General features: G+C 71.5%; 22 protein-coding genes. 7 read left to right on the forward strand and 15 right to left on the reverse strand.

Annotation, left to right across the window (positions count from 1 at the left end):
- Positions 1 to 917: allantoinase AllB (gene allB, locus IE134_RS07370; RefSeq protein ID WP_189429961.1), on the reverse strand; the 917-nt coding region annotated here is incomplete at its 3' end.
- A gap of 350 nt (positions 918 to 1267) precedes the next feature.
- Between allB and IE134_RS07375 the strand changes: the two genes are divergently transcribed.
- Entirely contained in the window at positions 1268 to 2071 is an 804-nt protein-coding gene (locus IE134_RS07375) for an IclR family transcriptional regulator (RefSeq protein WP_010064232.1), read from the forward strand.
- A 15-nt stretch (positions 2072 to 2086) separates the two neighbouring features.
- Here the strand turns inward: IE134_RS07375 and IE134_RS07380 are convergent, their stop codons facing one another.
- Both IE134_RS07380 and IE134_RS07385 read right to left on the reverse strand, forming a co-directional pair.
- A complete protein-coding gene (locus IE134_RS07380; RefSeq protein ID WP_098020359.1) occupies positions 2087 to 2767 on the reverse strand; it encodes an ABC transporter ATP-binding protein in 681 nt (226 codons plus the stop codon).
- Entirely contained in the window at positions 2764 to 3843 is a 1080-nt protein-coding gene (locus IE134_RS07385) for an FtsX-like permease family protein (RefSeq protein WP_098895725.1), read from the reverse strand. The genes IE134_RS07380 and IE134_RS07385 overlap by 4 nt, the downstream gene beginning before the upstream one ends.
- A 110-nt stretch (positions 3844 to 3953) precedes the next feature.
- Here IE134_RS07385 and IE134_RS07390 point away from each other — a divergent pair, with 110 nt between their 5' ends.
- Entirely contained in the window at positions 3954 to 5222 is a 1269-nt protein-coding gene (locus IE134_RS07390; RefSeq protein WP_189429964.1) for a sensor histidine kinase, read from the forward strand.
- Positions 5219 to 5872 carry a response regulator gene (locus tag IE134_RS07395; RefSeq protein WP_098895726.1) on the forward strand — a complete coding sequence of 218 codons (654 nt, stop codon included), beginning with the start codon at positions 5219 to 5221 and terminating at the stop codon, positions 5870 to 5872. The genes IE134_RS07390 and IE134_RS07395 overlap by 4 nt, the downstream gene beginning before the upstream one ends.
- Before the next feature lie 59 nt (positions 5873 to 5931).
- On the opposite strand, the gene IE134_RS07400 is transcribed toward IE134_RS07395, so the two are convergent.
- A complete protein-coding gene (locus IE134_RS07400) occupies positions 5932 to 6234 on the reverse strand; it encodes a DUF5955 family protein (protein ID WP_179888262.1) in 303 nt (100 codons plus the stop codon).
- Positions 6235 to 6436: 202 nt separating this feature from the next.
- Here IE134_RS07400 and IE134_RS07405 point away from each other — a divergent pair, with 202 nt between their 5' ends.
- Together IE134_RS07405 and aceB are read left to right on the forward strand one after the other, a co-directional pair.
- Positions 6437 to 7066, forward strand: coding sequence for a nucleotidyltransferase family protein (locus IE134_RS07405; protein ID WP_373296748.1), 630 nt, complete (start codon positions 6437 to 6439; stop codon positions 7064 to 7066).
- Positions 7067 to 7351: 285 nt separating this feature from the next.
- Complete coding sequence (aceB, locus tag IE134_RS07410; RefSeq protein ID WP_097990669.1) at positions 7352 to 8971, forward strand: malate synthase A; 1620 nt, start codon at positions 7352 to 7354, stop codon at positions 8969 to 8971.
- A 312-nt stretch (positions 8972 to 9283) separates the two neighbouring features.
- Here the strand turns inward: aceB and IE134_RS07415 are convergent, their stop codons facing one another.
- Together IE134_RS07415 and IE134_RS07420 are read right to left on the reverse strand one after the other, a co-directional pair.
- Positions 9284 to 9889: an SMI1/KNR4 family protein gene (locus IE134_RS07415; RefSeq protein ID WP_189429966.1), complete on the reverse strand. Its 606-nt coding sequence runs from the start codon at positions 9887 to 9889 to the stop codon at positions 9284 to 9286.
- Between the two features lie 166 nt (positions 9890 to 10055).
- Positions 10056 to 11048 carry a fibronectin type III domain-containing protein gene (locus tag IE134_RS07420; RefSeq protein ID WP_189429968.1) on the reverse strand — a complete coding sequence of 331 codons (993 nt, stop codon included), beginning with the start codon at positions 11046 to 11048 and terminating at the stop codon, positions 10056 to 10058.
- Positions 11049 to 11209: 161 nt separating this feature from the next.
- Between IE134_RS07420 and IE134_RS07425 the strand changes: the two genes are divergently transcribed.
- On the forward strand, positions 11210 to 11839 hold the full coding sequence (locus IE134_RS07425; RefSeq protein WP_097983714.1) for a TIGR03086 family metal-binding protein: 630 nt from the start codon (positions 11210 to 11212) through the stop codon (positions 11837 to 11839).
- A gap of 162 nt (positions 11840 to 12001) precedes the next feature.
- A complete protein-coding gene (locus IE134_RS07430) occupies positions 12002 to 12379 on the forward strand; it encodes a VOC family protein (protein WP_030710204.1) in 378 nt (125 codons plus the stop codon).
- Positions 12380 to 12410: 31 nt separating this feature from the next.
- Here IE134_RS07430 and IE134_RS07435 read toward each other — a convergent pair whose 3' ends face one another.
- The 9 genes from IE134_RS07435 to IE134_RS07475 form a co-directional block, all read right to left on the reverse strand.
- Positions 12411 to 13094 carry an alpha/beta fold hydrolase gene (locus tag IE134_RS07435; RefSeq protein ID WP_030710203.1) on the reverse strand — a complete coding sequence of 228 codons (684 nt, stop codon included), beginning with the start codon at positions 13092 to 13094 and terminating at the stop codon, positions 12411 to 12413.
- A 121-nt stretch (positions 13095 to 13215) separates the two neighbouring features.
- The gene (locus IE134_RS07440; protein WP_229823416.1) at positions 13216 to 14628 is read right to left on the reverse strand and encodes a nucleobase:cation symporter-2 family protein; all 1413 of its coding nucleotides are present in this window, start codon (positions 14626 to 14628) and stop codon (positions 13216 to 13218) included.
- Positions 14629 to 14969: 341 nt separating this feature from the next.
- A complete protein-coding gene (locus IE134_RS07445) occupies positions 14970 to 16358 on the reverse strand; it encodes an 8-oxoguanine deaminase (protein WP_030710201.1) in 1389 nt (462 codons plus the stop codon).
- Positions 16359 to 16403: 45 nt separating this feature from the next.
- Entirely contained in the window at positions 16404 to 17807 is a 1404-nt protein-coding gene (locus IE134_RS07450; RefSeq protein ID WP_030710200.1) for a nucleobase:cation symporter-2 family protein, read from the reverse strand.
- A 68-nt stretch (positions 17808 to 17875) separates the two neighbouring features.
- Positions 17876 to 18799 (reverse strand): factor-independent urate hydroxylase, encoded by a 924-nt coding sequence (gene pucL, locus IE134_RS07455; protein WP_010064248.1) that lies wholly within the window; start codon positions 18797 to 18799, stop codon positions 17876 to 17878.
- Between the two features lie 7 nt (positions 18800 to 18806).
- Entirely contained in the window at positions 18807 to 19196 is a 390-nt protein-coding gene (uraH, locus tag IE134_RS07460; RefSeq protein ID WP_030710199.1) for a hydroxyisourate hydrolase, read from the reverse strand.
- A 20-nt stretch (positions 19197 to 19216) separates the two neighbouring features.
- On the reverse strand, positions 19217 to 19753 hold the full coding sequence (uraD, locus tag IE134_RS07465) for a 2-oxo-4-hydroxy-4-carboxy-5-ureidoimidazoline decarboxylase (RefSeq protein WP_189429970.1): 537 nt from the start codon (positions 19751 to 19753) through the stop codon (positions 19217 to 19219).
- A 164-nt stretch (positions 19754 to 19917) separates the two neighbouring features.
- Positions 19918 to 20316, reverse strand: coding sequence for a helix-turn-helix domain-containing protein (locus tag IE134_RS07470; RefSeq protein ID WP_030710192.1), 399 nt, complete (start codon positions 20314 to 20316; stop codon positions 19918 to 19920).
- Positions 20313 to 20564 (reverse strand): YkoF family thiamine-binding protein, encoded by a 252-nt coding sequence (locus tag IE134_RS07475; protein WP_006128581.1) that lies wholly within the window; start codon positions 20562 to 20564, stop codon positions 20313 to 20315. The genes IE134_RS07470 and IE134_RS07475 overlap by 4 nt, the downstream gene beginning before the upstream one ends.
- Between the last annotated feature and the right edge of the window lie 66 nt (positions 20565 to 20630).

Genomic DNA, 20630 nt, shown 5'->3' on the forward strand with positions numbered 1-20630 from the left:
GTGCCGTCGGCGAGCCCGGCCCACAGGATGTCCTGGTTGGCGGCCTCGCGGATCGGCGGGCAGCACTTGAACTCGGTCGCCCCGTCCGGGACTTCCTCGGCGGTGAGGGTGAGGAAGTGCGGGCAGGACTCGACGGTGACGCGGACTCCCTCGCGCTTCGCGGCGGCGATCAGCGGCAGCGCGTCGGAGGACGACAGATGCAGGACGTGGACGCGGGCGTTCAGCCGCTTGGCGTGGGCGATGAGCCCTTCGATCGCGGTGTTCTCGGCATCGCGCGGGCGGGAGGCCAGGAAGTCGGCATAGGCGGGGCCGGGGCGCTGCGGGGCGTCGGCCAGGTGGTGCGGGTCCTCGGCGTGGACGATGAGCAGTCCGCCGAATCCGGCGATCTCCGCCATGGAGCGTGCCAGTTGTTCCTGGTCCAGCTCCGGGAACTCCTCCACCCCGGAGGGCGACAGGAAGCACTTGAAGCCGAAGACCCCGGCCTCGTACAGCGGTCGCAGGTCCTTGACGTTGGACGGGATCGCACCGCCCCAGAAGCCGGTGTCGACGTGCGCCTTGGGGGCGGCGACCTGCTGCTTGGTCCGCAGGTGGTCGACGGTGGTGGTCGGCGGGAGGGAGTTGAGCGGCATGTCCAGGAGCGTGGTGATGCCACCGGCGGCGGCCGCGCGGGTGGCGGTCCAGAAGCCCTCCCACTCGGTGCGGCCGGGGTCGTTCACATGGACGTGGGTGTCGACCAGGCCGGGCAGCAGGACGTCGTCGCCGAAGTCCTCCAGACGGGCGCCCGCGGGCACGTCGGCGTCGTACGGCAGGACCGCGTCGATCGTCCCGCCCGCGACGGCGACCGCCGCCGGGCGGGTGCCCTCGGGGGTGACGACGCGCGTCGAGCGCAGTACCAGGTTCACGTCCACACCGGACACCTGTGCTCCTTCACTCCAGGATGATCACAACAGGAATTCAACGAACTGTTGAAGCTCCGATGGAGTCTTCACTCGGGAAACCCCCTCGTCAAGACCCACCTTCCGGTACGGCGGCCCGACGGGCCAGCCCTGCCGCCACGACTGGAGGTTTCCACAAAGTAAAAGTCGGTTTTCGAACTGCGGAACGTAGCATGGGCCAGGAGGGGCGGCGCCGAGCCGTCCGAACCGACCGGCGGCACCCGGACAAAACAGGCCCTGACCGGCACGGACGCCGACCGGGGAGCTGTGGGCCCCATCGGAACCGCCCGGTAGGCTGCTGCCTTGCCTTCCGCTTCGAAAGGACCGTTGACGTGCCGCCGTCCCACGCCAGCACAGCCGACTCCAAGCCCTCCGGTACCAGCGGTGGGGTGCAGTCCCTTGAGCGCGCCTTCGATCTGCTGGAGCGGATGGCCGACGCCGGGGGCGAGGTCGGGCTGAGCGAGCTGTCCGCGAGCAGCGGTCTGCCCCTGCCGACCATCCACCGGCTGATGCGCACCCTGGTCGTCTGCGGGTACGTACGCCAGCAGCCCAACCGCCGTTACGCGCTGGGCCCCCGGCTGATCCGGCTCGGCGAGTCCGCCTCCCGGCTGCTGGGCACCTGGGCCCGCCCCTACCTCAGCCGACTGGTCGAGGAGACCGGCGAGACGGCGAACATGGCGCTGCTGGACGGGGACGAGATCGTGTACGTCGCCCAGGTGCCGTCCAAGCACTCGATGCGGATGTTCACCGAGGTCGGCCGGCGCGTCCTGCCCCACTCCACCGGCGTGGGCAAGGCGCTCCTCGCGCACACCCCCGCCGACGAGGTCCGCGCGCTCCTCGCCCGTACGGGCATGCCCGCCGCCACGGAGAAGACGATCACCACGCCGGAGGGCTTCCTCGACGCCCTGGAGCAGGTGCGGCGCGCCGGATACGCGGTGGACGACAACGAGCAGGAGATCGGGGTGCGGTGCCTCGCGGTCTCCGTGCCGAACTCCCCCACCTCGGCCGCGATCTCCATCTCGGGCCCGGCGGGACGGGTGACGGAGGCGGCCACGGAGCGGATCGTGCCGATCCTCCAGCAGGTCGCGGGCGAGCTGTCCGAGGCGCTGGCGAGCAGTGGGACGAACGGGGGCTGACCTCCCCCGGGCGTTTCACACCCCGGCCGGGACCGTGAGCCGTCCGTCGTCCATCGTCACCGTGCGGTCCACCCGGTCCAGGTGCGTCCGGTCGTGCGTGACCAGCACCGTGGCGGTGGCGCGCTCCCGGGTCAGGGTGACGATCAGGTCGAGCACGGCCCCGCCGCGTACGTGGTCGAGTGCGCTGGTCGGCTCGTCGACGAGCAGGACCGCCGGCTCGTTCATCAGGGCCCGCGCGATGTTGACGCGCTGGCGCTGACCGCCCGAGAGCTGGTGCGGCCGCCGGCCGGCGCGGTCGGCGAGCCCGACCGCGTCGAGCAGTTCCAGGGCCCGGCGCCGGGCACCGCGGGCGGATCCCCCGGACAGATGACGCATGGCCTGGAGCTGTTCGGCGGCGGTCAGCGAGGGCAGCAGGCTGGGCTGCTGGAAGACGATGCCGATCCGGTCCCGGCGCAGCGCCGCCCGCCCCGCGCGGCTCAGCCCGGCCGTCGGTGTCCCGGCCACCACGACCTCACCGGAGTCCGGGGTGACCAGGGTGGCGGCGGCCGCGAGCAGGCTCGACTTGCCCGAGCCGGACGGCCCGACGACGGCGGTGAGCGTGCCCGGCGGTACGTCCAGCGAGACCCGGTCCAGGGCGGTGAGCCGGCCCTCGCCGTCCGGGTAGGTGAGGGTGACGTCGGTCAGGGTGAGCGTCATCGGGCACTCCCGAGTGCGGTGAGCGGGTCGACGGCGGTGATCCGCCGGACGGACAGGGCGGCCCCGAGCGCGCCGAGGGCGATCATCACGGCGGCCGGGACGAGCACGGTCGCCGCGTCCAGGACGAACGGCACGGCTCCCCCGCCGATCAGGGCCCCGGCCCCGGCGGCGAGGGCGGCGCCCAGTCCCGTACCGAGGACGAGCATCACGACGGCCTGTCCCAGCGCGTCGCGCAGGAGGTACGGGGTCGACGCGCCGAGCGCCTTCAGTACGGCGACGTCACCGCTGCGCTGGATCGTCCAGACGGTGAAGAACGCGCCGATGACCAGCGCGGAGATGGCGAAGAGGAAGCCGCGCATCAGTTGCAGCGAGCCGTTCTCCGCCTGGTAGGAGCCGATCGCCGTGAGGGAGTCGTCGAGGGTGAGGGTGCTGGTGCCCGCCGCCGCGTCCCCCGCCGCGAGGTCCACCCCGCCGGTGGTGGTCAGGGCGATCACGGTCGCCTGTTCGGCGGGCCCGGCACCGTCGTGGCCGACCTGCTGCCAGTCGTCGAGGGTGGTCCAGACGACGGGTGTGTGGCTGTACGAGGCGTCGGTGGCGACGGCGGCGACCTCCCGTTCGGTTGCGCCGAGCGCGATCCGGTCACCGGCGGCGGCGCCCAGCTCCTCGGCCGCCTCCTCGGAGAGCACGATGCGCCCGGGGCCGATCCCGTCCGGCCCGAGCGTGCCGTCCGGTTCGACGCCGAAGGCCGACACGGCGGCGCTCCGCTCACCGGCGTTGGCGTTCAGGGTGCGGATGCCGACCGGCTGCGCGGCCTCGACCCCGGGCCGGGCGGCCCAGGCCAGCCAGTCGTCCTCCCGCACGGTCGAGTCGGCGAACGACTCCGCCTGCCCGCCCGGGGGCGCGGCGAAGGCCAGGTGGTCGGCGTCGAGCCCGGTGACGGCCGAGGTGTTCTCCCGGGCGAGCCCGGCGGTGAGGCCGGACAGCAGGCCCACGAGCAGCGTGATCAGCACCACGACCGAGCCCATGAGCGCGAACCGGCCCTTGGCGAAGCGGAGGTCTCTCCATGCGACGAACATGGCCCCAGCGTCGTCCGGGGCGGACGGGAAAACATCGCGCGGCGGACGGGCCCGGGATCAACCTTTCGATTGACCGGGTCCGGAGAGCCCGCGGCTACGCTGGACGGACCATGGATTCGCGATCGCACACCCACGTCACGGCTGCCCTGCGGCTCTGTCTGCACGCGCTGCTGGCGGGGCTGCTGGCCCTGGTGATGGTGCGCGCGGTGGGCGAGGGCGCGCCGGACACGGTGGCGGTCGTGACCGTGACGCTGCTGACGGCGGCCCTGTACGCGGCGGGGGCGGCGCGCTCGTCCTCCGAACGGCCGGGCACCTCCGTCGCACAGCCTGGCGACTCCGTACGGCCGGCGTTCTCCGTACAGCCGGGCACGCCGGCGGGGGCGTGGTGGCTGGGCGGGTTGTGGGCGCTGTGGGCGGTGCTGCTGGTGCTGTCGCCGGACGCCCTGTGGGTGGCCTTCCCGCTCTACTTCCTCCAGCTCCACTTCCTGCCGATGCGCTGGGCGCTGCCCGCCGTCGTGGTCACCGCCGCCGCCGCGATCACGAGCTTCGTCGTGCACCGGCAGGAGATCGAACCCGGCGCGTTCATCGGGCCGTTGATCGGCGCGGCGGTCGCCGTCGCCACGGTCCTCGGGTACGACGCCCTCTTCCGGGAGAGCGAACGGCGGCGGGAGCTGATCGTGGAGCTGGTCGCCACCCGGGCGGACCTCGCCGAGGCGGAACGTACCGCCGGGACGCTCGCCGAGCGCGAGCGCCTGGCCCGGGAGATCCACGACACGCTGGCCCAGGGGCTGTCCAGCATCCAGTTGCTGCTGCGCGCCGCCGAACGATCGCTGCCCGAGAACGCCCCGGCCGCCCCGCACGTGCGGGCCGCCCGTGAGGCGGCGCAGGCCAATCTGGCCGAGGCTCGCTCCTTCGTGCGGGCGCTGACCCCGCCGGACCTGGAGCGCGGGTCGCTGGCCGCCGCGCTGGAGCGGCTCTGCGCGCGCACGACCGCCCCGGAGCTGACCGTTCGGTTCGCGGTCAGCGGCACCCCGGTGAAGCTGCCGACCCCGTACGAGGTGGCGCTGCTGCGGACCGCCCAGTCGGCGCTGGCCAACACGGTGCGCCACGCGGAGGCCCGTCGGGCGGAGATCACCCTGAGCTTCATGGACACCTCGGTGGCGCTGGACGTCGTGGACGACGGGCGGGGGTTCGACCCGTCGGGGGCTCCGGTCCAGGAGCGGGGCGAGGGCGGTGACGGCGGCTTCGGGCTGCCGGCGATGCGGGCGCGCGCCGGATCGCTCGGCGGTGCGCTGAGCGTGGAGTCGGCGCCCGGCCAGGGCACGGCGGTGGCGCTCACGCTGCCGCTGCCCGTCGCGGAAGCGGAGCGTGCGGCGTGACCAAGGGCTCGGGCGAGGGCGGGGACACGGTCCGGCTGCTGCTCGCGGACGACCATCCGGTGGTCCGGGCGGGGCTGCGCGCGGTGCTGGACACCGAGCCGGGCTTCCGGGTCGCCGGTGAGGCCGCCACCGCCGAGGAGGCCGTCGCTCTGGCGGCGGCGGGCGGCTTCGACGTGGTCCTGATGGACCTGCAGTTCGGGGCGGGGATGCACGGTGCGGAGGCCACGGCGACGATCACCGCCGCACCGGACGGCCCCCGGGTCCTGATCCTCACGACGTACGACTCCGACGCGGACATCCTGGCGGCGGTCGAGGCCGGGGCGAGCGGCTATCTGCTGAAGGACGCGCCGCCGCAGGAGCTGTCGGCCGCGGTGCGCACGGCGGCGGCGGGCCGTTCGGCGCTGGCGCCCTCGGTGGCGCACCGGCTGATGGACCGGATGCGCACCCCGGCCGAGGCGCTGACCCGGCGGGAGCTGGAGGTGCTGCAGCTGGTCGGGGAGGGCCTGTCGAACCTGCGGATCAGCAAGCGGCTGTTCCTGAGCCAGGCCACGGTGAAGTCCCACCTGGTGCACATCTACGCCAAGCTGGGCGTCGACTCCCGTACGTCGGCGGTCGCCGCGGCCACGGCCCGCAGGCTCATCCGCCGCTGACGGGACACGCCCGGCGGGTCACCCGGCGGGTCATCCGGCCGGACGCTCCGTGGGGGCGTTCACCCGCGCGGGGGCTCGCCGAAGAGGTCGACCGCGTTGCGCACCTCGCGCAGGCCCGCCGCCACCGCGCTCACCGAGCCGATCGCCCCCGCGATCAGCAGCAGGGAACGGCGCATCCGGGGGATCTCCGGGACACCGCTGACGGCCATGGCGTCCAGGGCCGCCAGCTCGTCCTCGGCGATCGGCCGGTCGGGGAAGTCGGTCCGGAGACCGGCCAGCTCCCGGCGCAGCCGCGAGACGGCCATCCGCAGCTCGGCCACCCTCGGGTCCTCGTCGCTGCCGGTCAGCGGCTTCTGTCCCACGCTTCGCAACACAGCACTCCCCCTCGCACGTCCTTGTGCCGGTGTCTCCCCCGAATCCGGGGTGGTGGCCAAGTCCCCGGGTTCGCCCGCAAGTTAACGCCATAACAGGCAGTGCGCGCCAGCCCACGGAAAGAAATCAGGGTTACCCCTGAGGGTGACATGCGTGTCGCGTGTGCGAAGGACTCAGTGGTATCCAGACCTCATGGTTGAGGACATGGCGACGGACGGCCCGCACAGGGCGAAGAACCCCGAGGTCGCGGGGGTGCTACTGGCGGCCGGAGGGGGCCGTCGGCTCGGCGGCCGCCCGAAGGCGCTGCTGGCGCACCGGGGCCGCCCGCTGATCGAGCACGCGGTGCGCTCCCTGCGCAACGGCGGCTGCGGCCCGCTGCACGTGGTGCTGGGCGCGGCGGCCGAGGAGGTGCGGGCCCGGGCGGATCTCACCGGCTGCTCGGTGAGCGTGAACCCGGGCTGGGAGGAGGGGATGGGCTCCTCGCTCCGGCTGGGTCTGGCGGCCCTGACGGCTACGGACGCGGATGCGGCGCTCGTCCTCCTGGTCGATCAGCCGGGGATCGGCGCGGAGGCGGTGGCGCGGGTGCGGCTCGCGTACGGCTCGCGCATGAGCCTGGCGGCGGCCTCGTACGGCGGGGAGCGAGGCCATCCGGTGCTGTTCGGGGCGGACCGGTGGCCGGACATCGCGGCGGCGGCCGTCGGCGACCAGGGAGCGCGCGCCTATCTGCGGGAGCACCGCGATGCGATCACGCTCGTGGAGTGTTCGGATGTGGCCGAGGCGTACGACATCGACACCTCGCAGGACCTCAAGCACCTGGAGTGACGCGGAGCCGCCGCCCTCGGCGGGGCGGCCCGCCGAGGGCGGTCAACCGTGCGTGGCCGCGCTGGCACGCTGCGCCGCCGTCGGCCCGTTTCTGTCGACCCGGAGAATCTCGACATCAACAAACCATTGAACTTCCACCATGAGGAAACTACTATCCACTGGTCAGAAGCCCTCTGAACCTCAGACGGCACCCACGGCCGTATCTCGGAGCCATGGCACGCCGTGCCGTCTCAGGCGACCCGGCGGCCGTCGAGACGCCGCCGCCCGCTGAAGGAGTGACAGCTCATGTCCGCACCAGCGCCGTCCACGCTGGCCATCGTCGATGCCGAGCCCCTGCCCCGGCAGGAAGAGGTCCTGACCGACGCGGCCCTCGCGTTCGTGGCCGAACTGCACCGGCAGTTCACCCCGCGCCGCAATGAGCTGCTCGCCCGGCGCGGAGAGCGCCGCGCCGAGATCGCCCGCACGTCCACGCTGGACTTCCTGCCCGAGACGGCGGCGGTCCGCGCGGACGACTCCTGGAAGGTCGCGCCCGCGCCGGCGGCGCTGAACGACCGCCGCGTGGAGATCACCGGTCCGACCGACCGCAAGATGACCATCAACGCCCTGAACTCGGGCGCGAAGGTCTGGCTCGCCGACTTCGAGGACGCGTCCGCCCCCACGTGGGAGAACGTCGTCCTCGGCCAGCTCAACCTCACCGACGCCTACGAGCGCCGCATCGACTTCACCGACCCGAAGTCCGGCAAGTCGTACGCGCTGAAGTCCGCCGACGAGCTGGCCACGGTGGTCATGCGACCGCGCGGCTGGCACCTGGAGGAGCGTCACCTCCAGCTGGACGGCGTCTCCGTGCCCGGCGCGCTGGTCGACTTCGGCCTCTACTTCTTCCACAACGCGCAGCGGCTGATCGACCTCGGCAAGGGCCCGTACTTCTACCTGCCGAAGACGGAGTCGCACCTGGAGGCCCGCCTCTGGAACGACATCTTCGTCTTCGCCCAGGACTACGTCGGCATCCCGCAGGGCACGGTCCGCGCGACCGTCCTGATCGAGACGATCACCGCCGCGTACGAGATGGAGGAGATCCTCTACGAGCTGCGCGACCACGCCGCCGGGCTGAACGCGGGCCGCTGGGACTACCTCTTCTCCATCGTCAAGAACTTCCGTGACGGCGGCGCCAAGTTCGTCCTGCCGGACCGCAACGCGGTGACGATGACCGCCCCGTTCATGCGGGCGTACACCGAACTCCTGGTCCGCACCTGCCACAAGCGCGGCGCGCACGCGATCGGCGGCATGGCGGCCTTCATCCCCTCGCGCCGCGACGCCGAGGTCAACAAGGTGGCCTTCGAGAAGGTCAAGGCCGACAAGGACCGCGAGGCGAACGACGGCTTCGACGGCTCCTGGGTCGCCCACCCCGACCTGGTCCCGATCGCCCTGGCCTCCTTCGACGCGGTCCTCGGCGAGAAGCCCAACCAGAAGGACCGGCTGCGCGAGGACGTCGCGGTGGCCCCGGGCGATCTGATCGCCATCGACTCGCTCGACGCGAGCCCCACGTACGACGGCCTGCGCAACGCCGTCGCGGTCGGCATCCGCTACATCGAGGCCTGGCTGCGCGGCCTGGGCGCGGTCGCCATCTTCAACCTGATGGAGGACGCGGCCACCGCCGAGATCTCCCGCTCGCAGATCTGGCAGTGGATCAACGCGGACGTGGTCTTCGAGAACGGCGAGCACGCCACCGCGGACCTGGCCCGCAAGGTCGCCGCCGAGGAACTGGCCGCGATCCGCGAGGAGATCGGCGAGGAGACCTTCACCGCCGGCAAGTGGCAGCAGGCTCACGACCTCCTGCTCCAGGTCTCCCTGGACCAGGACTACGCGGACTTCCTGACCCTGCCCGCGTACGAGCAGCTGCGCTGATCCGGACCGCGTGCACGAAGCACGGCCCCGTCCCCGGCACCGCACAGCGCCGGGGACGGGGCTGTCGCCTGACCCCCTGGCCCCATGGACGTCGGCCGACCGGTCAGGAGCTCGCTCACACGTCCCCCCGTCCACCGTCCGTGCATGCCCTGCCGGCCGCCCCGGGGAGCGCCCGCTCGATGCTGCGGCGCACAGCCGCCCGGCGAGCACCCAGCCGGCGGTACGCCAGCGTGGTGCACGCGTCGCGGGCGGCAGCACCCCCGCTTCCGCGTCCGTCGGCTTTCCCGTGCGTTGCCGCTCCATCCGCACTCCTCACCCGAACCCGTAGCGCCGGTTCATCTCCTGCATGTCCCAGGCCACGACGATGTCCGCGTCCGGCTCGCGCCAGTCCAGGAAGCCGTCGTCGTCGACGTACGGCTCGTACTCATCCCAGTGACCGTCATGGAGACCCTGGGCCGTCGACTCAAGGAACGCCCCGAGCGACGCCGACGCCCCATCCTCGGAGAACGATCCGCCGCCGTCCTTGGTGTGGTCTCCGATCCGGCCGAACGAAGGCCCGGGCGCCTGGCTGATAAAGAGGCTGTTTCCGCATCCGTCGTCGGCGAGCGGTATCCAGCGCGCGTCCCACCAGGTGTGCTCCCCCGGGCTCCGCTCCTGCTCCGCGCGCCGGTATGTGCGGTACTCCGCCACGATCAGACGGGTGCCATGGAGCCGGTGAAGCGGCGGCAGGAGGAACTCGCCCGACCCATCGTGCCGGGCCAGCGAGGCCGCCAACTCGGCCGGAAAGGCGCAGCCGGTCGTGTCCTGTGCCGCCTGGATCTTCCCCGGGGCGGCCGGCGGAGGAAGCCCCGAGTGGCTGCCTGGGGCATTGGCGCGCAGCCAGTCCTCGATGCCGTCCCATGCCTCGTCAACGGTCATGGCCGGCAGCCTCGCGGAGGACGTACGGGCACCGCAAGAGTGGGCCGGCCATCGCCCGGGGGCGGTGCGGGGCGGGGGCGTCCGGAGGCGGCGCGGCAGTCGGCACGACGGGAGGGCGGCAGGGGGCGGCACGGGGATGACCTGGTGATGCCCGCCCCCTGGATCGTCAGTCCGCCAGGACCACCGTCCGCTGGGCCGAGAAGTCGCCCCACTTGCCGTCCGGGAGCTTCGCCCTGAGCTTCACCGAGTAGCGGGTGCCCGCCGGGTCGGGGAGGTCGAGCCGGTAGGTGGCACGGCCCTTGGGGGGCGTACCGCCCCAGACGATGGTGGTGGTCAGCTTGCCGTTCATGTACAGCTCGTACGCGGGGATGGTCCCGCCCGTGTCGGGCTGGTCCCAGGACAGGTCCAGGGCGAACAGGTCGCCCGCCTTGGCCACTTCGGTCCGCAGGCCGGTGGGGGCCGTGCTCGCGGGGGCGCCGGGGGCGGACGCGGTGGTGAGGTCGAGGGTGTTGCTGTCGGCCGAGGATTTGTCGGAGGCGTCCCGGGCCCGGACGGTGAAGGTGTAGACGGTCCCCGGGCGCAGCCCCGTGAGCTTCGCCGTGGTCTCGGAGGCGGGGACGCTGTGGATCCGGGAGTCCTCCTGGTAGATGTCGTACGAGGTGACGCCGACGTCGTCCTTGGCCGCACCCCAGGTGAGCGTGGCTCCACGGCTTCCGTCGGCGCGGCCGGTCAGCTTCGCCGGGGTGGTGGGGGGCTCGTCGTCCTTCGGCGGGGTGGCCTGGGTGGTGACGGGGACGGCCTTGCTGGGCGCGGAGAGGTTCCCTGCCGTGTCCTTGGCCCGGACGCTGAAGGTGTAGTCCGTCGAGGCCGTCAGACCGTCGACGTCGATCATGGTCTTCGTCATCGGGACGCTCTTGACCTTGCTCTTTCCCCGGTAGACCTCGTATCCGGCGACTTTCTCGTCGTCGGGGGCGGCCTTCCACATGACGTGCACCGAGGTGGAGCTACTGGCCTGGGCGGTCACGTTCTCCGGCGTGCCGGGCGGCTGGGTGTCGGCTTCGGCGGTACCACCGCAGGCGGAGAGGAGGGGGGTCAGAAGCAGGGCGGAACAGGCCAACGCGGCAGATATGTGGGGGCGTTGCACGGTGGTGCCTTCCATCCGGACAGCAATGGTCCAGACCTGTATGACATGTCGTGGGGGCCTCCGACAAGAGTCCGGCCGGGAACCTTCCGCTATATGCCGGGTTGCGTCGCCCGCCGCGCCGCTCCGGACAGGTGCGTCGACCGATGAGTTTCCGGTGGCGGAGGTGTCTTCTCTGTATGGACACGCATGAGACCCCCGCGCCTGCCTCGCACGAGCCCGCCGGCCTTCCTGACCTGGAGCCGGCCGCCCGGCGGATCGCCGAACTGCTCGGTCCGGTCGACGACGGCGCGCTGGACGGACCCACCCCCTGCCCCGACTACGCCGTACGGGAGCTGCTCGGCCATCTCACCGGGCTGGCCACCGCCTTCCGCGACGCCGCCCGCAAGGACCTCGGGCCGAGCACGGCCACCTCCCCCGACGCGGCCCTCCCCGTCCTCGACGACGACTGGCGCGAGGTGTTGCCCCGGCGGCTGGAGGAGGTGGCGGCGGCCTGGCGCTCGCCCGACGCCTGGACGGGCATGACCCGGGCGGGCGGGATCGAGCTGCCCGGCGAGGTGGCCGGGGCCGTCGCGCTCAACGAACTCGTGATCCACGGCTGGGACCTGGCCCGCTCGACCGGGCAGCCGTACACGGCGGGCGAGGCCGAGCTGCGGTCCTGCGAGGTGCTGCTCGCCCCGGACGAGGACGACCCGGACCGCGGAGGCATCTTCGCGCCGCCCGTCCCGGTGCCGGCCGACGCCCCGCTGCTGGACCGGGTGATCGCGCTCAGCGGTCGGCGCCCGGACTGGCGGCCGTCGGTGGTCTGAGGCAAGGAGGCCCGCCACATCACGGATGCGTGAGGCACCGCTCGGTTTCGTCCAGGTGCCTCTCTCACCGAAAAGTGCCTTCTTCCCCGTGGTGGACCTGCCCGCCTACGGTTCCAGAACACGGGACAGCACACGGGAAGAGACCGCTGGGAGCGCCCCCTCATGACCATCCTCAAAACCTACGCGCGCCTCTGGGCCGACGACCTCGACCAGGCACTGCCGCTGCTGGAGGAGCTGACCGGCGAGCAGCCCCATCTGCGCACGGCCTTCGAGGAGATCGCCCTCGCCGCCATCGGGAACTTCCTGGTCATCGCGGGCCCGGCCGAGGAACGCGCGCGGTACGCCCACGCCTCCGCGACGGTCGTCGTGGACGACCTGAGCGCTCTGCAGGCCACCCTGAAGCGCGCCGACGCCACGATCACCACTCCCGAGACCGCCGGGCCGACGGGGCGGTTCCTCTACGCCCGGCATGCCGACGGAGTGGAGATCGAGTACGTCGAGTGGACGCCGGAGCTGGTCCGCCGGATCATCCGTCCCTGACCGCCGCGCGCACCCGCGCGCATGAAGCCTCTCAGCTGGTGAAGAACTCCGTGATGTGCGCCGCCACCTGGTCCGCCCGGGTCTCGTGCATGCGGTGGCCGCCCGGGACCGTGATCAGGCGGCAGTCCGGGACGAGGGCGGCCACGTCCGCCTGGCGGTGCTGTTCCATCTCGCTCTCCGGGCCCCCGGTGATGATCAGCGTCGGGGAGACGATGTCGCCGAGGTGCTCGGCCGCGTCCGGGCCGGGGTCGGCGAGCTGGTCGTGGACGGCGGGGACCGCGTTCTCGTCGTAGTCCACCGGGCCCTCGGCACGGCCGGCCGGCCCCGGGTCGCCGGGGAACGGGGCCGGGGTCTCCACCAGCACCAGCCGCTCCACCCGGTCGGAGTGCTCCTGGGCCACCAACCGGGCGACGACGCCTCCCATGCCGTGGCCGACGAGGCCGACCCGGTCCAGCTCCAGTTCGTCGAGGAAGCCCACGACGTCCTCGGCCATCAGCTCCAGGTCGTAGTCGTCGGGCCAGTCGCTCTCGCCGTGGCCGCGCAGGTCCAGGGCGTAGACCCGCCACTCCTGGCCCAGCAGGGTGCCGGCCGCCTCCCAGTGCGCGGCCGAACCGCCGAGGCCGTGCAGCAGCACGACGGGCGAGCCGAACGCGTCGCCCCAGGCCCGGTACGCGAGGCGCACATCGCCGACATCCACAACAGACTGATCTTCCATGCCCCCGACGCTACCGCCGACGGGCGGCCGCCCGCGCCACGGGTCCCGGACGCGCGCCGGCCCGGCGGGACCGTGCGGGGTCCCACCGGGCCGCTGTCACGAGGCGGACATCCCCCAGGGGTCAGTGGACGCCCACCCCGGCGGCCGCCGGCACCACGTGTTCGCCGGGCTGCTGCTCCTCGTCCGCCGCCTCCGGCTTGCGGCCGAAGTGGTTGAAGGCGAGGTTCAGCACGATCGCCACCACACAGCCGGTGGAGATGCCCGAGTCGAGGACGACCAGCAGGCTTTCCGGGAAGGCGTGGTAGAACTGCGGCGCCGCGATCGGGATCAGGCCGATACCGAGGGCCGCCGCCACGATCAGCGCGTTCTCGCCCTTCTCCATGGCAGCGGTCGCCAGGGTCTGGATGCCGCTGGCCGCGACCGTACCGAAGAGGACGATGCCCGCGCCGCCGAGCACCGGGAGCGGTACGAGGGCGATGACGGAGGCCGCGACGGGGACCAGGCCGAGGACGATGAGGATGCCGCCGCCCGCCGCGACGACGAAGCGGCTGCGGATCTTGGTCATGGCGACGAGGCCGACGTTCTGGGCGAAGGCGCTGCACATGAAGCCGTTGAAGAGCGGGCTGATGGCGCTGCCGAGGGTGTCGGCGCGCAGACCGCCCTCGATGATCTTCTCGTCCGCCGGGCGGCCGACGATCTTGCCGAGGGCCAGCATGTCGGCCGTGGACTCGGTCATGCAGACGAGCATCACGATGCACATGGAGATGATGGCCGCGATCTCGAACTGCGGGGCGCCGAAGGCGAACGGGGTCGGGAAGCCCACCACGTCGGCTTCCTTGATGGCGCCGAAGTCGGTGATGCCGGCCGGGATGGCGATGAGCGTGCCGATGACCAGGCCGAGCAGGATCGCGATCTGCTGGAGGAAGCCGCTCAGCAGCTTGCGCAGGGCCAGCACGATGACCAGGGTCACGGCGGCCATGGTGATGTTGGTCATCGAACCGTAGTCGTCGGCCGTGGCGTTGCCGCCCTGGGACCAGTTGAAGGCGACCGGGAGGAGCGAAACGCCGATCAGGGTGATCACGGTGCCGGTGACGACGGGCGGGAAGAAGCGCACCAGTTTGCAGAAGTACGGGGCGAGGACGAAGCCCAGAAGACTCGCGACGATGATCGCGCCGAAGATCACGGCTATCCCGTCGTGGCCCCGGTCCTTGCCTATCGCGATCATCGGGGCGACCCCGGCGAACGAGACGCCGTTGACGAAGGGCAGCCGGGCGCCGACCTTCCAGAAGCCGATGGTCTGGAGCAGGGTGGCGATCCCCGCGGTGAAGAGGCTCGCCCCCATCAGGAAGGCGGTCTCCTTGGCGGTGAGGCCGACGGCCGGCCCCACGATGAGCGGCGGGGCCACCACGCCCGCGTACATGGCGGCCACGTGCTGGAGGCCGCTGGTGAACATCTTCAGTGGGGGGAGGGTTTCGTCGACCGGATGTTTCCGGCCGTCACCTGCTTCTGCTTCCGTGACGGCGTCGTCCGTCACGTCGGGGGAGGCTGCGTCTGCGTCTTTGCGAAACCTGGGCTTAGCGGCCACGGCGGTTCCTCCGGTCGGTTACACGTCGTCGGCGACGTGGGGTTCAGGGAGGTGGTGCGTAAGTGGTGCGGTGGTGCTTGCGGCTCTCTCAGGTGGTGCAGGTCGTGCAGAGGGGGGTGCGGAAGGGGCGCGCACGGGGGTGTGTGCGGGCAGCGTTCATCACCGGTCCGGCGGGCGCGCACCATGGGGCGCGCGTCCGCCGGACCGGCTGCCGTGGACCCCGCTCGGGTCCACGGCGGCCGGTCTCGGGCCGTCCCCCCAGACCGGCCGGTCGGGGATGCCGCCGGGGGTCAGGCCCCGGCGGCGATCTGCGCGAGGCGGCGGGCCTCGTCGCGGGTGACGCGGGCGATGGCGTCCTCGTCCACCGTGGTGAGGTGGTTGCCCTCGACGACCGGCTTGCCGTCGACGAGGGAGAGGGTCACCGGGGCGGCCGCGCCGAAGATGAGCGCGGTCACCGGGTCGGCGATCGAGGAGTGGGCCAGGGTGTCCAGCTTCCACAGGACGAGGTCGGCGAGCTTGCCGGCCTCCAGGGAGCCGATCTGGTCGGCGCGGCCCAGCACCTGGGCCCCGCCGAAGGTCCCGAGGCGCAGGGCCTGACGGGCGTTCAGGGCGGCCTCGCGGTGGGCGCCGAGGCGGTTGATGAGCAGCGCGTTGCGCAGCTCGGTGTGGAGTTCGCCGGACTCGTTGGAGGCGGTGCCGTCCACGCCGAGGCCGACGGGTACACCGGCGGCGAGCATGTCGGGGACCCGGGCGATGCCGGCGGCGAGGCGGGCGTTGGAGGACGGGCAGTGGGCGACGCCGGTTCCCGTACGGGCGAAGGCGGCGATGTCCGAGTCGTTCATGTGGACGCAGTGGGCCATCCACACGTCGTTGCCGAGCCAGCCGGTCGACTCGAAGTACTCGGTCGGGCCCATCCCGAACAGCTCCTTGCAGAACTGCTCCTCCTCGACGGTCTCCGAGCCGTGGGTGTGCAGCCGCACACCCTTGCGGCGGGCCAGCTCGGCGCCCTGGCGCATCAGTTCGGTGGAGACCGAGAAGGGCGAGCAGGGAGCGACGGCGACCTGGGTCATGGCGTCGAAGGAGGCGTCGTGGTGGGCGTCGATCGTCGCCTCGGTGGCGGCGAGCGCGCCCTCCAGGGTCTCGACGGCGAAGTCAGGGGGCAGGCCGCCGTCCTTCTCGCTGCGGTCCATGGAGCCCCGGGCGAGGGTGAAGCGTACGCCCATCTCACGGGCGGCCCCGATGATGGCGCCGGACAGGTCGCCGGAGCCCTTCGGGAAGACGTAGTGGTGGTCCATGGCGGTGGTGACCCCGCCGCGGGCCATCATCGCGAGCGAGCCCTGCGCGGCGGCGCGGGCCATCGGCTCGTCGATGCGCGCCCAGGTCGGGTAGAGGGCGACCAGCCAGTTGAAGAGGTTGTGATCGGTGGCCAGGCCCCGGGTGATCCACTGGTAGAAGTGGTGGTGGGTGTTGACCAGGCCGGGGGTGGCGAGGTGCCCGGTGCCGTCGATGCGCCGGACGACACCGGTCAGGCCCTCCGGGGCCTTGCCCGCGCCGACGGACTCGATGCGGTTGTCCGCCACGACGATGTACCCGGAGGCGTACTCCGTGTCGTGGGCGTCGACGGTGGCGATCGAACAGTTCTCGATGACGATGCGCTGAGGGTCTGCCGAAGCTGCCATGGCGCTTCCTTCTTCTCTCTGTGGCGATGTGGGCACGGCAGGACCCTAGGAGGATTTGAGTGCCACAGCGTTACGGCTGTGGGTGCCGAGATGGTGGAAGAACAGGTTGAGCACGACCGCGACCAGTGCTCCCGCGCTGATCCCGGAGCCGAGGACAGTCTGCGCCCAGGCCGGGAATCCGGCGTAGAAGGTGGGCGCGGCGAGCGGGATGATGCCCGCGCCGAGCGCGACGGCCACCAGGATGATGTTGGAGCTGTCGTCGAGGCCCGCCTCGGAGAGCGTACGGATGCCGCTGACCGCGATGGAGCCGAAGAGGACGATGCCGGCGCCGCCGAGGACGGGCATGGGCACGAGCGAGACGACCGCGCCGAGCACCGGGAAGGCGCCGAGGATCAGCAGGGCTCCGCCCGCCGCCGCGACGACGTACCGGCTGCGGACGCGGGTCAGTGAGACGACCCCGACGTTCTGGGCGAAGGCGCTGGTGGGAAAGCCGCCGAAGACCGGGCCGAGGAGGGTGGCGATGCCGTCGGTGCGCAGGCCGCGGGTGATCGTACGCCCGTCGGTGCGGCGCTCGCAGATCTCGCCGAGGGCGAGCATCCCGGCGGAGGACTCCGTCATCAGGACGAGCATGACGATGCAGAGCGAGAGGATCGCGGCGGGCTGGAACTCCGGCGCTCCGAAGGCGAAGGGCGTCGGCAGGGCGGCGAGCGGTGCGGACTTCAGCGCGGAGAAGTCGGCGAGTCCGAACGGGATCGCGGCCAGCGTGCCGACGAACATGCCCACCAGCAGGGCGACTTGCTTGAGGAAGCCGCGCCCGAAGCGCTGGACGAGCAGGATGACGACGAGGGTGAAGGCGGCCAGCGCCAGGTACTTCATGGCGCCGAAGTCGTCGGCGGTGGCGTCGCCGCCCTGCGCCCAGGCCACGGGCACGGGCATGAGGGTGACGCCGATGAGGGTGATGACCACGCCGGTGACGAGCGGCGGGAAGAAGCGCAGCAGTCGGCCGAAGAACGGCCCGACGGCCAGGCAGAAGACTCCGGCGACGAGCACCGCCCCGTAGATCGCGGGGAGTTGGTGGCCCGGTGCGCTGGTCTCGGCGATGGCGAGCATCGGCGCGATCCCGGCGGAGGAGGCTGCGTTGACGAAGGGGAGCCGGTTTCCGGCGAAGGGGCCGAGACCGATCGTCTGGAGGATGGTGGCGAGTCCGGCGATCAGGAGGCTGGCCGCGATGAGCCGGGTCATGCCGGCGGTGTCCAGGCCGACGGCCTGGCCGATGATCAGCGGAGGGGTGACGACGCCCGCGTACATGGCGGCGATGTGCTGGAGCGCGGCGGGGACGAGCCGCGCGGGGGGAAGCTTCTCGTCGACCGGGTGAACTGCCGTGTCGGCGAGGGTTTTCGAGGGGTCTTTGCCTGGGCTTTCGGCCGGCCCCGTTGCAGGCTGTGCCATGGGTGTTCCCTCCGGGATGACCGGCCGCCGCCCGTCTATGGGCGGACGGCGGCCGGTTCAGTGCCGCGTCAGAGGTTGGTCATGTCGACCGGGATCTTCGGCTCGACGCCGTCCCGGAGCACGGTGGCCTCGATCAGACCGTAGGGACGGTCCGCCGCGAAGTAGACCTCGTTGTCGTTCTTGAGGCCGAACGGTTCGAGGTCCACCAGGAAGTGGTGGTTGTTCGGCAGCGAGAAGCGGATCTCGTCGATCTCGCTGCGGCTGTTGATGATGCGCGAACCCATTTGGTAGAGGGTCTGCTGGAGCGAGAGGGAGTACGTCTCGGCGAAGGCGTGGAGCATGTGCTTGCGCGCCTGCTCGTAGGACTTCTCCCAGTTCGGCATGCGCTGCTCGTCGCTGGTCCAGTTATAGCGCCAGCGGGCCGAGACGTCCGTCGCCAGGATGCGGTCGTACGCCTCCTTCAGCGTCGTGTACTTGTCCTTGACGTAGCCCCAGAACTCGGAATTGGTCGAGTTCATCACGGTCAGGTCCTTGAGGCCCGAGATGACCTCCCAGTTCTCACCGTCGTAGGTGATCTGGGAGACGCGGGTCTCCATGCCCTTGCGGGCGAAGGAGTGCCTGACCTCGTCGGCGCCGATGAACTTGGAGTTGCCGTCGGAGGTCGCGATGCGCTCCCAGCTGTACTCCTCGATCCGGATCCGGGCGCGGTGGATCGGCTCCTGCGAGGAGACGAAGTGCCGGGCGAGGTGGATGCCGAACTGCTCGGCGGACTCGATCCCGTGCTCCTTGGCGAACGCGAACACCGTGTTCTTGGTGGTGTCGGTCGGCAGGACGTTGGCGTTGGAGCCGGAGTAGTGCACGTCGTCCATGTCGCCGGAGAGGGCGACAGAGACGTTCAGGTCCTTGATGTGGTGGGTGTCGCCGTCCCGCGTGATCTTGACGACGCGGTTCTCTGCTTTGCCGTACTGGTTCTGGCCGAGAATCGTGGGCATGTCGGTGCTAGCTCCCTCGGTAAACGGAGTAGCCGAACGGGTTGAGCAGCAGCGGTACGTGGTAGTGCTCGCCCGGGACGACCGCGAAGGCGATCGTCACTTCCGGGAAGAACGCGCCGCTGTCCCTTACGCGGGGGGCGTCCTGCTGCGCCTCGGCTTGCTTCTTGGAAAAATACGTCTCGGTGTCGAATGCGAGACGCACGTGGGTCGTGCCTTCCGGCAGCGCCGGCAGGTCCTTGCAACGCCCGTCCGCATCGGTCGCGGACGCTCCGAGCGTCACGTACGGCGCGTCGCTGCCGCTGCGGGCGGCGAGCGAGACGGCGACGGACGCGGCGGGGCGGCCGATGCTGGTGTCCAGGATGTGGGTGGACACCGATGCGGTCGTGTCGGTACTCAAGACCGTCACTCTCCTAGATCTCAAGAGTCCTGTGCGGGGGCGTCCTCTGCGAGGGCCTCCGTCACGAGACGGGTCAGCCGGATGCGGTTGATCTTGCCCAGTTCGGTGCGCACGATCTCCTGCTCCTGCTCGGGCGAGTTCCCGATCCGGGACTTCACCGCGTCGCGCATCTGCTCACCGGTGGCGCCGGTGGCGCAGATCAGGAAGACATGTCCGAACCGCTCCTGGTAGGCCAGGTTCAGTTCGAGCATCTCGGTCTTGAGCTCCTCGGAGGCGCCGGCCATCCCCCGCTGCTCACGGGAGGAGGTCGGGTCGCCGGGCTTCGGGCGGCCGATCGGCGGGTGGCCGGCCATCGCTTCGGCCAGATCCTCCGCGGTGAGCGTCGCCATGGCGGCCTCGCTCGCGGAGAGCAGGGCTTCTTCGGTGGCGTACGGACGCCCGGCGAGGATCGTGTTTCCCCAGGTCGCACTGGCACACACCTCGTGCAGTGCGGGGGTGGCCTCGCCGTCCGCCAGGGTGTTGAACCGGGTGAGGCCCGGTGTGGAGCTCGAAGTCACGGGAGCCTCCGTGGCTGTTTTTCGCTGTGCGTTGTTCGGGCTGCGGATAGCTAACGCCCTCCGCAACACGACGTCAACACTTTGTTGAAATCTCGCGAACGAAGAAAGCCGCCGTCCCGGCATGCGGACGGCGGCTTTCCTGTGCGTTCGGCGGGTTCGCACAACTACTCACCCTTGGCCGTATGTTCCCGGTTCAGGTAGTTGTACACGGTGAACCGGGATACGCCCAGGGCGCCGGCCACGGTCTCCACCCCGTGCCGTACGGAGAAGGCACCGCGTGCCTCCAGGGTCCGGACGACGCTCTGCTTGGCCTTGCGGTCCAGGTCGGAGAGCGGCATCCCGTGCCGTCGCTCCATCGCGGCGAGGATGTGGTCCAGCGAGTCGGAGAGCTGGGGCAGGCGTACGGCTATGACGTCCTGGCCCTCCCAGGCGAGCACCACATCGTCCGGCTGGGCCTGCTCGGGGCCCAGCAGCTCGGCGCCCATCGCGTCGACGAGCGGCTTGACGGCCGATACGAAGGGGTGGTCGACGGTGACCGGAACGTTATCGGCGGATTCGGTCACCGGATCTCCTCCTCGATCACGTTCACCTGGAGCGAGACCCGGGTGGCGCCCGAGGCCAGGGCCTGGCGCAGCAGGGAGTCCACGGCGGTGAGCACCTCGTCCGCGCCCCCTTCCGCGGTGTTGCCGAAGGGGCCGACGTCGACAGCGTCCAGCTCGGCGCCCTGGATCACCTCCCGGGCCACCACCGCGTGGGTGGGCGCCTCGTCGAGATCGAAGGGCTCGGTGGTGAATTCCACCCTCAAGCGCACTGTGCCTCCCTGATGTCCTCGCCGCGGGTGCGGGCGCGCGGCTCGGCCACGACTGTAACCGCTGCC

Source organism: Streptomyces rubiginosohelvolus, assembly GCF_014649875.1.
GTDB lineage: Bacteria > Actinomycetota > Actinomycetes > Streptomycetales > Streptomycetaceae > Streptomyces > Streptomyces rubiginosohelvolus.